This is a genomic window from Pseudoalteromonas sp. TB41 (assembly GCF_000497975.1).
GTDB classification, from domain to species: Bacteria; Pseudomonadota; Gammaproteobacteria; order Enterobacterales; family Alteromonadaceae; genus Pseudoalteromonas; species Pseudoalteromonas tetraodonis.
In genome coordinates, this window is the sequence record NZ_AUTH01000026.1 from 46780 (window position 1) to 59878 (window position 13099).

The following is a 13099-nucleotide window of genomic DNA, read 5'->3' on the forward strand; positions in this document are numbered from 1 at the left end:
TGATAATAGTTTTATCCCTATTTAGTGGTAATTTTAGCCACTAAATAGGCCTGTTTTATTCATGCTTTATTTGTTTAGATAAAAACAAGTTAGTAACGTCTGCGACTTTGATTAACGACTTTTTATCAGCTTGACTCCAAGTTACCTTTGAGCCCACACTTTCACAACAAATGACACCTAACGGTTTGCTATTAAGTGTATAAATGTAATCAAGTAAAGAATAAATATCGAGTGGCTCAAAGTAAGAGTGGGAGAACGGCTTGGTTACTTCGTTATTTCTGGCATCAGAAGCGTCGAGTACTTGGTTAGCTAAAATATAGTTGAAATAAGCAGGGGAGTTTTCTGTGTATAGAACAGTTCCACTTGACACGTCATTATTTTCATCAAGGCAAATTAAGCAATTTAATGTACTGTATTCCTTATTAAATAACCAAAGGCTCACTCGATTAGCATTGGGAATAAGCGCTTTTAACTCTTTGCATATTTGCTTTAGCTTCCGGTCGCTAGAAACATTAGGATCGCTAATTTTTACTGCTAAGTTTTTTAGGTTGAGGTTTTTAGGATTATAAACATTGAGTAAGCTATTGATCTTAACTTTATCAAACGGTTTAGTTAAGTAGCCATCCATACCAATATCTAAATAATGCTCAATGTCTTGTTTTAGGGTATTTGCTGTCATAGCTATAATCGGAACGGTTTTACCTGTAGGAAGCGCTCTAATAGCTTGCGTAGCTTTTATGCCATCCATTTCAGGCATTTGTATATCCATGAAAATTAAGTCTACCGAGTGCTCCTTGAAGTACTTAACGCATTCTTTACCGTCCTCTGCGATAATTAAATTAGCATTATGTGCTTTGAGCATTTTAACAATAATAAGCTGATTTATTTTATTATCTTCGGCAATTAAAACAGTACTACCTTGAAGGTTTGTTATATCAGTGCACTGCTTCGAGGTTGGTGGCAATAAAGCAATCTCAAAGCTTTGCTCATAGGTAAACGTGGAGCCCTTATCTATTTTGCTGGTAAAGCTAAGGTGCCCCTGCATTAACTCACTTAAACGAGCGCAAATTGATAAGCCTAAACCTGTGCCTCCATATTTCCTTGAGGTTGATGAGTCGGCCTGATGAAATTCTTTAAATAAATGCTCTTGAACAGTCTCATTAACACCAAGGCCTGTATCAATAACTTCAAAGGTGAGTACTTGTGTTTGCAATGTACTATTTTTAACACTTATCTTCAGTTCTACTTGGCCAAAGTTGGTAAATTTAATCGCATTTGAGCACAGGTTATTTAAAATTTGCGAAATCCGAAGAGGATCGCCTTTTAAATTGTCTGCTATTTTTGGGTCTATCGATGTAATCAGCTTTATGCCTTTAGCAGATGCCTGCTGTAACAGGGGTTTTATTACATCGCTAATAACCTCATTAAGACTGAAGTTGATATGTTCAATTTCTAATTTGCCAGCCTCAATTTTAGAAAAGTCTAAAATATCGTTAACAATATTTGATAAGTAATGTGCTGACTTTAATATGCTTTTTAAGGTGCTGTTTTTTTCCTCTGTTGTGGTCTCTGAGATAGCAAACTCAGCTAAATTTAAAATTCCATGTAATGGGGTTCTCAGCTCATGAGTCATATTTGCCAAAAATTTACTCTTTGTGTTATTGGCGATATCCGCGGCTTCTTTTAACTTTTCTAGCTCTTTATTGTGTTCTTTTTGTTTTTCTAACGCCATAAACAGCTTTTTATTATTAAGCCGAAGCTCTAATTGCGCAATGACCTCTTTGCTCAAAACCGTGAGTGCATTTATTTGTTTGCTTGAAAGCTTTTTTGGTTTATCGCTAATAACACATAACGTACCTATAGCGTTTCCTCTTGGTGTGATCAGAGGTGCACCTGCATAAAAGCGAATATTTGGGTCGTTTGTAACTAAGGGATTATCGTGAAAGCGGGTGTCAGTAAGTGCATTTTGAACTTCGAATACTTGGTTTTCTAGAATTGCGTGAGAACAAAACGAAATATCTCGTGCGGTTTCGGCTACATCAATACCATGCTTTGACTTAAACCATTGCCTGTCAGGATCAACAAGACTTATTAGTGAGATTGGCGTTTCGCAAATATCAGATGCAAGCTGGGTTAAATCGTCAAAGGATTTTTCAGCTTCAGTGTCTAAAACGTCATACTCATATAAGTCTTTTAGCCGTGATAGTTCATCCTCAGGTGTTGACGCTTTTATCATTATGTAACCTTGTTTTTGTTATGCTTAACAATGAGTAATAGAATAAAAATAATAACGCATTAGCTAGGGTCTGTTGACCTTTCAAGGTTAAATTTGCAGCAGTCTGTTTGGCATTTAGGCAAGGCAGCGCCTATGTGGTGTGGTTGTTCCCCATAAATAGGCGATAACGCAGCATCAATACCAAACAGGCGCTGCCCGAAGGGTTCTGCCTAGGGGCGATTTACTCTTTGTTGCTCGGTTTTTACTTAGCCCACTAGGTTACAAACCTCGCGCCGCGATTAAACCGCCCCTAGCTTGAACAAATTTTAATCCGCAAAGGTCAACAGACCCTAGTATAAAATGAAAAAATACGCGTTTAATGTCAATTTGCTTAAAGTGTATTTTTATTTACGAGTTTATCTGCTGTTGAAAATTTAAGCTAAAATATTGTGCTTAAGTATTTAGCTTATATGACCTTTTAAATTTTTACGAATTGATTTAAAGCAATCCGTCTTATAGCGAGTCAATCAACAATTTTATTTCGACCACTATTTTTTGCCTCGTATAAATAGTCATCAACGTATTTTAAGCTGCTTTGTAGGCTAATTGTGCCATCGTGGGTAAGCAGTCCAATACTGACAGTAAAGCTAATATTTTTATTACGATAGTAAACTTTATGTTCATTCACTGCGTTTTTAATACGCTCAGCGGCTTGCTTAGCTTCGGCTTTGTTTGTGTTAGGCATAATAATTAAAAACTCTTCACCGCCAAGGCGAAATACGGCGTCATTTTTTCTGGTGAGGCCATGTAAAATATTAGCGAGTTCTTTTAAACCCTTATCTCCAGCTTCGTGGCCGTAGTTATCATTTATGGCTTTAAAGTGATCTATATCGAGCATTAATAATGAAATATAGGTATTTTCATCTTGTGTTTTTAATAGCTCATCGGTAAGGAACCTGTATAAGGTTCGCCTATTTAAACATCCTGTAAGTGGGTCTACATTAGCCTGTTTTTCTAACTCTTTGTTAAGTGTAAATAGTTCTTGAGTGCGTGCCTGTATTCTTTGCTCTAAACTGGTATTAAGGGCTATGAGTTTGTGTTCTATGTTTATTTCTTTGCTTACATCGTTTTGCACCGCAAAGTAATAAGCGATTTTTCCATCTCTATAAATCGGCGATATTGCCAACTCATTCCAATAGGGTTCCCCACTTTTGGTGTAGTTTAAAATTCGGGTGCTTATAGGCAGCCCTTTTTTGAGGTGAGTTTTAAGTTTAGCTATCGTTTTTAAATCAGTGTTTTCACCTTGTAAAATAGAGCCGAGCTTTTTGCCTTCAACTTCAAAAAGGCTATACCCTGTCATTTTTTCGAATGATCCATTAACCCAAATAACATGCTTATTTTTATCGGCAATGACCATTCCTACCGTAGTTTCTTTGAGTGCGGTAACTAAAAAGTCTCGTTCAAGGGCTATTTTTTCACTTCCTGTTATATCCTGAAAAATGCCGTATAGCTTAGTAATTTCACCATTTTTATTTCTTGATACGTTACCGCTTGATATCACAGTGCGTTCTTGTTGGTCGTCATCTACAACACGTAATTTTATACAACTCCATTCTTGCCCCGTTAAAAGCGCATTTTCGACAGCGCTGGCTATTTTGGGCTTATCATCTGCATGATAAAAGTTTATTGCAGTATCTAACTGTGGTGAATAGCGACTAGGGGCAACACCATGGATAGTGTAAATTTCATCGGTCCAAAATAATTGGTTGCTATTACAGTCGAGCTGCCAATAACCTACTTTTAAAACTTCGCCTGCGTTTTCTATGATGGTTTGTAATTCGTTATTACTAATAACAGAGGACACTTGGGAAAAATGCTGGTTAAAAACTAAAACCATATATTGGTGTTGGTTTTGATCCACATTATGTAAGCAGCAATTCAGTTTAATAGAGTAATCGGTTGCAAATGTGAGCTCAATATCAAATTGGTCTAACTCATTATGTTGCGATTTTAGTGCGAGAATTTGTTGTTGTAATAGTGTTTTGCTTTGAGTTGTACAACAGGCATACAGGCTTTCAATGGTTGGCATGTTTTTGGTTGTAATATTTAGCTCTGACCACCCATCTGAGAGATAACTGAGCTGATCATGGTTATCAAATACCATTAAAAGAAAGTTGCATTTTTCTAGCAGTGCAATATTTATGTCTTTAATATCCATAAGCTCCCTACATATGAAAAGTATTACAACAATATGGTTGAGTATAGACATCTTCTTTTATTTTTTCCGTTTGAAGGCAGTGTAAATAGTGGTCAGAATTTTTACTAAAAACGTATTTCAGGTTTGTTTTTGTGACTTTCCTGATAAGGTATTGGTTGTATAACAATATTTTAACGTTATTTCGTTGCTGTTAACGAAAAGCGAATCATTGGAGATTTTCATGAGCATATTTCGATTGAGTGTTATTACCTCGATTTTTTTAGCCGCAAATTTTTGCGCCAGCAATGCACAAGCCAATACTAAAGTGATTCATGCGGGAGAGCTATTAAGCGTCCCTGGCGAAAAATCACAGCAAAAACAAACTGTAGTAATAGAAAATGGCAAAATAGTGTCTGTATCCGCTGGTTTTTTACCGGCCTCTCGATTTGGTGATGATGCCCAATTAATCGATTTATCGACCAGCTTTGTTATGCCAGGGCTTATGGATATGCATGTGCATTTACAAGGTGAGCTTGGGCCAGATAATAAAAAAGAACTGGTTGAAATGTCTGATGCAGATGTTGCAATGCGCAGTGTTCATTTTGCTAATAAAACCCTAATGGCGGGATTTACCACCGTGCGTGATGTAGGTAGCCAAAGCGAGCAAATGTACGCATTACGAAAAGGGGTGGCGAATGGTTGGGTTAATGGTCCGCGTATTATTGCCGGTGCTGGAGTTACTATTACTGGTGGGCATTTAGATGTTGATGGTATGAGTCCTGATTTACTCACCATAAAAACGCCACCAACAGTGTGTGATGGCGCAGTTGAGTGTCGTAAAAAAACACGTTATGCAATTAAGTATGGGGCGGATTTAATTAAAGTGGCCTCTACCGGTGGTGTGCTTTCTGATACCACCACGGGGACAGGTCAACAAATGGAAGACGATGAGCTCAAAGCCATTGTAAAAACTGCACATGGGTTAGGACGAAAAGTAGCAAGCCATGCCCATGCTGCACAAGGTATTAATGCCGCACTTCGTGCAGGGGTTGATAGCATTGAACACGGCAGTTACACCGATGAAGAGGGCATTAAGCTCTTTAAAGAAACCGGCGCTTACCTTGTACCAACGTTGTTAGCTGGCGATACCGTGGTTAATATGGCAAAAAATTCAGATTTTATGTCTGCACCTATTAAGGCTAAAGCAACGAGAGTGGGGGGTGATATGCTCAACAACTTTACTAAGGCTTACAAAGCCGGCGTTAAAATTGCTTTTGGTACTGACAGTGGCGTATCAAAGCACGGTATTAACGCAAAAGAAGCCGTATTGATGTATGAAGCCGGTATGAGTACCTCCGATATTTTAAAGTCGGCAACCGTCAATGCTGCTGATTTAATTGATATGAGCCAGAGTTTAGGCACTATAGAGCCTGGTAAGTTTGCCGATATTATTGCCTTAGATTCCAGCCCACTTAGCGATATTAGCGCTTTAATGGATGTTGATTTTGTGATGAAAGAAGGCGTAATTTTCAAACAACAATAAACACTATATTTATTTTATTATGAATGACGTTATAACGCTGGTAGGTCGTACAACAGAATGTTTGTAGACGATTGACCAGCGTTATTTTGTTATACCGTTTTTAGGTAAAAAGGAAGTAGTTTATTTTGAAGAGCTTAGTGGTTTTATTTTTTAGTGTATGGCCTTTGTTAGCAAATAGTGCCTCGCAGCAACCAGTTGAATTTCCTGATGTTGAAAATAATGTGGCTTATGCAAAAGTAGCTTCATTGGGATTTAACTTAGCCGATGAAAAAATAGCCTACGGCAGTGATGAGTCACAGTACGCATTACTTTGGCGCGCAAAGCAAGCACTGGTGCAAACGCCGTTAGTTATTTTACTCCATGGTGGCTGTTGGCTTAGTGAGTACGATATTAAACACACGTATGCGTTAAGTACGGGGCTTGCACAAGCTGGTTTTAATGTGTGGTCATTAGAGTATCGAAGAAGTGGTACAAGCGGTGGTGGCTGGCCTGCAACGTTTAATGATATAAAAGCCGGTATTTTAGCGGCAAGTACTTACAATAATGGCGAGTTTAAATTAGCTGACTCGGTTGCTGTAGGGCACTCTGCTGGTGGACATTTAGCACTGCTTGCAGGTGGTGAAATAAGCCAGCTTAAAGGCGTTATTGGCTTAGCCCCTATTACTGATATAAAAGCATATGCACGTGGTAATAACAGCTGTCAAAAAGTGACAAAAGATTTTATGCAAGGTATGCCAACTGATAAACCTAAGGCTTACACGCAAGCTAACCCGAGTGAGCAGCCACTTCATCCCCAAAGCATTATTTTACAAGGCGACAAAGATGCCATTGTCCCCGCTTTTAATTTAGCGCAGCTTAAACGCCCGGTGGTGATGCTCGAAGGCGTGGGGCATTTTGATTGGATCCACCCAGGAACTGAGGCATTTAGTACACTAATAAAAAATTTAAATGAGATATAAAAATGAATTTTAATGAGATTGTAGCGCTTGATAAAGCCGATCCGCTGGCTAATAAACGCGATGAATTTGATTTACCCGCAGACACTATTTATCTCGATGGTAATTCACTAGGTGCCTTGCCTAAAGCCGTTAAGTCGCGCGTGGCAGAGGTGGTAAATCAACAATGGGGTAGTCACTTAATTAGAAGTTGGAATGATCACCAATGGATTGATTTACCAACTCAGGTAGGAGAGAAAATAGCGCCGATTATTGGCGCAGCAAAAGGCCAAGTGATTTGTTGTGACTCTATTTCAGTTAACTTATTTAAACTGTTAAGTAGTGCATTATCGTTAAATCCTGAGCGAAATGTGGTGTTATCCACCGAGGATAACTTTCCTACTGACTTATACATGGTACAGGGGCTAAGTGAGCTATTAGGCCCCGACTTATGTCAGCTTAAATTAGTGGCAGAGCAAAGTATTGAGCAAAACCTTAATGATTCAGTGGCTGTGTTGCTATTAACGCAGGTCAACTTTAGAACCGGTCAGTTGCTGGATATGCAAAAGCTCACCCAGTTAGCCCACGAGAAAGGCATTTTGGTGATATGGGATCTAGCCCATAGTGCGGGAGCTTTACAAGTTGAACTTGATAACTGTAATGCTGATTTTGCCGTTGGCTGTGGCTATAAATACTTAAACGGTGGCCCAGGCTCACCTGCATTTTTATATGTGGCTAAACGCCACCAAGCTGCTGTGAAGCAACCCTTATCAGGTTGGATGGGTCATGCCAAACCATTTGCTTTTGATGCAATATATCAAGGTGCTGATACTATAAATCAGTATTTATGTGGCACACCTAGTGTGATTGCGATGAGTGCTTTAGATGCTGCGCTTGATGTATGGCAAGACGTAGACATTTCTCAAGTAAGAGAAAAGTCGATTGCACTTGCCGAGGTATTTATTAAATTAGTACAAACACATTCATGCTTAAGTGATTTACGCTTATGTTCTACTGAGGATTCGAGCCAAAGAGGCAGCCAACTAGCATTTTCACATACCGATGCGTTTGCTATATGCCAAGCGTTAATTGAAAAAGGGGTAATTGCAGATTTTCGTGCGCCTAATATTTTACGTTTTGGTTTTACACCTCTTTACACCTCGTTTGAAGAGATTTGGCAGGCAGTAACTATTTTAGCTGAGGTAGTTAAAAGCCAGCTATATACCCAGCCACGTTTTAATTTAGCGGGTAAAGTGACGTAACTTTATGATGAGCCATTATTATAATGGCTCATAGCGTTTCTCAAGTTAAAAAAGGCATAGCGTTAGCAGAATCACTAGCAGCGCCTTTAGGTTATTATTGCTCTTTTTCTAGATGAAAGTAATTAAGTTGTACTCTCATCTCGGTAGCTTGTTCTGCCATTTGACGTGCCGCCGCCATTGTTTCTTCTGTAATCGCTGAGTTAGCCTGAGTTAGCCCCGTTAACCGTTGTACAACAAGATTAACCTCTTTAATTGCTTGCTCTTGTGCGGAGGTTGAGTGCGCTATATGTATTATATTTTTATTAACATCGCTAACAGCTTGCATTATGTGTTTTAGTTTTTTCCCTGAGGTGTCGGCTAATTCAGTTCCAAGTGCTATTTTTTGATTACTGTTTACAATAATACTTTTTATTTGCTTTGCTGATTTAGCACTACGCCCCGCTAAATCACCGACTTCATTAGCTACTACAGCAAAGCCTCTTCCGTGGTCGCCAGCCCTAGCTGCTTCTACGGCGGCATTAAGTGATAGCAAGTTAGTTTGAAAAGCGAGGTTGTCAATAACCGAAAGTATTTCGTTAATGTCTTTACTGGCTTCATTTACTTCATCAATCGCGCTAACAGTCTGTATTGATAATTGGTTTCCTTCTTCAGCAATTTGCTCTGCATTGCTTGCCAATGCCACGGCACTTTTTGATTGTTCAGATACTTTAGTTAGCTCATCTAGCATTTGCTCAGTACTTGAGCTTGCCTCTTCAAGGTTGGCTGCTTGCTCTTCTGTGCGTTTACTTATTTCAGTATTACTTGAAGCTATTTCACCTGCATTTTGCATAACCTGGCCAGCTGATACTTGAATTTCTTGAATGACATTAGTTAATTTCTCAATGGTCGCGTTGGTGTCGCTTTTAAGGGTATTGAATACGCCTTGATATTGCCCCTCTATATTTTTGGTAAGGTCACCTTTAGCTAAGTTTGACAAAACGCTACTTACTTCATTTATAGCTAATGAAACTAATGAGGTAGACTCATTAACATTATTTTTTAAATCTTCCAATTGGCCTTGCAATGGTTGTTTTAATTGATGAGAAAAATCGCCATTTGCCATTGCAGCCATTACTTGATTAAGATCATTTATGACATGTTCAAGGTTTGTTACCGAGTGGTTTATATCTGTTTTTAAACTATTTAGCTGGCCTGTCATAGTCGATGAAATAGTATGATCAAAGCGCCCCTGACTAATTGCTAGCATGACTGATGAAATTTCAGTTAGAGCATTATCAATAGCAGTAATTGATGTATTGATGTTACTTTTTAACTGCTCAAGTTGACCGCTGGCTTCACCTTTAATCATTTTTTTAAAGTCACCTTTACTAACAAAGGACATGACTTCACCTATTTCATTCATTACATTATTTAAATTAGCCATACTGGAATTAATATCTTGTTTTAAGATATCAAGCTGTCCAGCTAAGGGAGCATCTAATTGCGCTGAAAACTGGCCCTGTCGTAATGCACTCATAACGTCACTAATACCATCTATGGCAATACTTAAGCTATTCACTGAGTTATTCACGCTGTCTTTTAGCTGGGCAAGTTTTCCTTTAGCTGGATAGGTAATTTGCTCTTTAAAGTTACCTTGCTCTACGTTAGCCATAATATCTACGATACTATTCATTGTGTTGTTTATTGAGGAAAGCGATTGGTTAATATTACTTTTTAAGGTGCCTAATTCACCTGACATTGAGACATTAATTTGAATATCAAATTGACCGTCAGCCATAGCAATCGCAATGTTATTTAATTCGTTTATTGCCCCGTTTAGTGAACTTGCGCAATCGTTGGTTGCTTGTTTTAACGTAGCTAACTCTCCTCGACATGGTGCTTCAATACGTTGATCAAATTTACCCGCAGCCATTTGGTTCATAACGCGATTTGTTTCACTAATAGATAACTGTAGAGCATCAAGAAGAGTGTTAAATGCTTGAGTGCTAACGCCTATTTCATCGCTTGAATAGACAGTTGCTCGTAATGAAAAGTCACCTTGTTGCTCCACTTTTTTCATCGTATCAGCCAATGCATGTATTGGCTTCGTGAGTGTTCGCGCAAACCAATATGCGGCAATAGTAACAATAAAAATAGTGACAAAAAGTATCACAATGAGTAGTTGGGAAAGAGTCGTTATTGACTCAAAAGCTTCTTGTTCGTCCATTTCTGCTATGAGTGCCCAGCGAACATTAAATACATTTACAGGTGCAAATGCAGAGAGCACCATTTCATTGTTATAGTCATTTATAACATGCTGCCCTTTTTCATTTTTTAGTGCTTTGATTACAGATAAGGTATTCACAGTGCCTTTATTTGGGTTTCTAAACGAGCTTTCTACAGAGTGATTTTTCGGATCAATATAAGAGTCAGAGCGCATTAACCCTTCAGGGCCAACAAGGTAGGTTTCTCCGCTTTCGCCCAACCCGTCACGTTCTTTCATAATTGAATTAATATCTTCAATCGATAATTGGGCAGCTAAAATAGCAACCGTTTTACCATCAACAACAATAGGCTTTCCTATAAAGCTTGCAGGGGCATTATATGAAGGGGAGTACTGTTTATAATCTGCAAAAGCAATTTTTTGTGGGTTGCTGCTGTCTTTTAATTGTCTAAATAGGTTCGCTAAATTACTTTTAGCGTAGGGGCCTGTTTGCAGCGATGTTGCAAAGTCTACTTCTTTATAAACAGAGTAAACAATATTGCCATTTGCTGGGTCGATAATGAAAATATCGTAGAACTTATTTATATTAGTCATATCGCGTAGATAAGGGTGATATTGGCGGTGCGCTTGCTCGTAACTGTCTGATTGCTCTGTGGTGGTTAGTTTTTGTTTTTCACCGATTGGGTTTGGGTTATTAGCTAGATAACGAGATTGCAGCTCAATACTTTTTGGATTCATTTGCTTTAATAGAGATGAAGAAACTGTATCAGTTGGGTTTAGCTGTTTAAATTTTGGAGCAAAAGACTCTTTATAAAAGCGATTTAGAGACTCTGATGAGGTTGAAGGGGAGGTATTATTAAATCCATCTATAAACTTTGTCGCAATATTGGCCATTTCTGGATTTGCTTGCAGCGCATTAAGCTTTTTTTCAATGTTGTTAAAATAGCGTTTAACAGCGCTTTGTTTTACTTTACTCACAGCGTCTAAACGCGAATAAACCTGTTCTGTCATCGAGTTTGAAGCTGTATTAATTGCGACAATAATAATTATTGTTATTGGCACTAGGGCAACAACTAAAAAGGCGGAGATAAGTTTTTTTGTTAAGTTTAATGAATTAAAAAAGTGGTTAATTGTGAGCATTACTATGTCCCTGTAATAAGGTTTGTACCTCAAATGAGCATAGAACACAATTTGTGAAGATCTAGTTAATAATTAAAGTAATGAGTTTTTATTATAAAATAGCCGAGATTGATACAGAGCGCTTTCAATTTTAATGTAATTTCAGCATGCTTTTTTAGCGGTTTAAAGCAAAAAAACGTAGAAGCATTTAAGTGCTCCTACGTTTATTAATTAATAGTCGTTCTAACGTTGAAGTTGAAAAAGCAAACGATGTTAGAGTGCTACTAAACTGCGCTCTAACATAGTTTGAATTTGCTTTACTATTTTAGCTTCAGTTTCGGGTTCAAACTGAGCAATTCGTGGGGTGTGAATATGTCCTGTCGGAATATCTGAATTTAGCTGATTTCGCAGCCGAATACTGCGATACGAAATTTCGTTAGACAGGTAACCACCGCCACCGCCATGTACTGCAGTTGCCTCTTTTAATTCGTCAAAACTGCTAGGCTCAAAGTCTTTTTTGAGGGTAATAACATGATGATTATCATTAATCGCAAAAGGGCCTTTTGCGCTTAACATAGCGCTAACGGGTAAGCTAAATTCTACAAACTCAGTACCTGGTAATGGGCGGTCGTTCAAGCTTGGAATGAGCGGCGCTGTTTTACTGCCTCCATACACTACATTGGCGTTGTCGGGCGCTGTTACACTGCGGCGCTTGCCTGGAAAGCGCTCAAGGTCAAAGTCTTTACTACCCATGCTAACGGTAACCACCATATCAACATTATTAAGTGCGTAATAAGGGGCAAGTAAGGATTCTATAATACCGTGATCAAAGTCTTCATAACGCACAGGCACCATCACTGTGTTTATTTCTGCACTAATACCTTTATAGTTAATGACTTGGCCATCAAGAAGTAGTGCTGCAACACCCGATGGGTTGCTTTGGTTTATATTTCTATCAAGTAAAAACGGGTCAAATCCAGTTAATAATATTTTTTTAGAGGTGTTTTGTGAGTAGCTAAGATCGGTGCGGCCTCGGCTGCCATTCTCTAGAAGTGTTAATAACACTGTTTGCTGCGCGGCGCTCAGCGAAAATGCAGGCTTTGTGGTGCGAATAATTTTGCTTGATTGTAAGCGAGCCCAGTAAAGTGCGCGATCATCTAAGTTTTGCGTTGTAGCGATGCGTTTTTTTGCACTAAACCATAATCGTTTTGAGTAGTCATTAACGGCATCTACGGCTTGTGCATAGCTTGAGAGTGACTTGAATTGCTGCTCAAATTGATTAACTTCGCTGGCAAAAGCGCTTAGCACGCTAGGCATCGCTTGGCTGGCTTTTTCAATTCGCAATTCTTCTGGGGTTAGCGGTGTGTTTAAATTAGCTAACGCATTAGAAGAAGAAAAAATTAAGCTTGCAGCAATCAGTGTTTTTATCATGATGGTCCTAAACTGAGTCGTATTTGTTGTCTACTATCCTATGCCTAATAAGTGGGTGCAAATAAAATCGTTGGTTGGTTTTATGTTGCAAGAAGTATAAAACCGGCGTTAAATCAAAAACTACGGGTATTTTATTAAAAAGAGTCGAAACTCTGTGGTGGGTTTAGCTACAATGGTGGCTGTGTATTTTTTAG

7 protein-coding genes are annotated in these 13099 nt (G+C 38.5%); 3 read left to right on the forward strand and 4 right to left on the reverse strand.

Annotated features, from left to right (window positions below):
- Positions 1–55: 55 nt before the first annotated feature.
- Both L641_RS0104360 and L641_RS0104365 read right to left on the reverse strand, forming a co-directional pair.
- Positions 56–2236 (reverse strand): response regulator, encoded by a 2181-nt coding sequence (locus L641_RS0104360; RefSeq protein ID WP_024601243.1) that lies wholly within the window; start codon positions 2234–2236, stop codon positions 56–58.
- A 502-nt stretch (positions 2237–2738) separates the two neighbouring features.
- Positions 2739–4433, reverse strand: coding sequence for a sensor domain-containing diguanylate cyclase (locus L641_RS0104365; RefSeq protein WP_024601244.1), 1695 nt, complete (start codon positions 4431–4433; stop codon positions 2739–2741).
- A gap of 220 nt (positions 4434–4653) precedes the next feature.
- Between L641_RS0104365 and L641_RS0104370 the strand changes: the two genes are divergently transcribed.
- The 3 genes from L641_RS0104370 to kynU all read left to right on the forward strand — a co-directional run bounded on the left by L641_RS0104370 (position 4654) and on the right by kynU (position 8152).
- On the forward strand, positions 4654–5955 hold the full coding sequence (locus L641_RS0104370; protein ID WP_024601245.1) for an amidohydrolase family protein: 1302 nt from the start codon (positions 4654–4656) through the stop codon (positions 5953–5955).
- A gap of 125 nt (positions 5956–6080) precedes the next feature.
- Positions 6081–6914, forward strand: coding sequence for an alpha/beta hydrolase (locus L641_RS0104375; RefSeq protein ID WP_024601246.1), 834 nt, complete (start codon positions 6081–6083; stop codon positions 6912–6914).
- A gap of 2 nt (positions 6915–6916) precedes the next feature.
- The gene (kynU, locus tag L641_RS0104380) at positions 6917–8152 is read left to right on the forward strand and encodes a kynureninase (RefSeq protein ID WP_024601247.1); all 1236 of its coding nucleotides are present in this window, start codon (positions 6917–6919) and stop codon (positions 8150–8152) included.
- Positions 8153–8246: 94 nt separating this feature from the next.
- On the opposite strand, the gene L641_RS0104385 is transcribed toward kynU, so the two are convergent.
- Entirely contained in the window at positions 8247–11495 is a 3249-nt protein-coding gene (locus L641_RS0104385) for a methyl-accepting chemotaxis protein (protein ID WP_024601248.1), read from the reverse strand.
- A 252-nt stretch (positions 11496–11747) separates the two neighbouring features.
- Positions 11748–12905, reverse strand: coding sequence for a hypothetical protein (locus L641_RS0104390; RefSeq protein ID WP_024601249.1), 1158 nt, complete (start codon positions 12903–12905; stop codon positions 11748–11750).
- Between the last annotated feature and the right edge of the window lie 194 nt (positions 12906–13099).

Bases quoted from the DNA above. Each gene is read 5' to 3' on its own strand.
- L641_RS0104360 (WP_024601243.1), bottom strand. From the start codon at position 2,236: ATGATAAAAGCGTCAACACCTGAGGATGAACTATCACGGCTAAAAGAC.
- L641_RS0104365 (WP_024601244.1), bottom strand. From the start codon at position 4,433: ATGGATATTAAAGACATAAATATTGCACTGCTAGAAAAATGCAACTTT.
- L641_RS0104370 (WP_024601245.1), top strand. From the start codon at position 4,654: ATGAGCATATTTCGATTGAGTGTTATTACCTCGATTTTTTTAGCCGCA.
- kynU (WP_024601247.1), top strand. From the start codon at position 6,917: ATGAATTTTAATGAGATTGTAGCGCTTGATAAAGCCGATCCGCTGGCT.
- L641_RS0104385 (WP_024601248.1), bottom strand. From the start codon at position 11,495: ATGCTCACAATTAACCACTTTTTTAATTCATTAAACTTAACAAAAAAA.
- L641_RS0104390 (WP_024601249.1), bottom strand. From the start codon at position 12,905: ATGATAAAAACACTGATTGCTGCAAGCTTAATTTTTTCTTCTTCTAAT.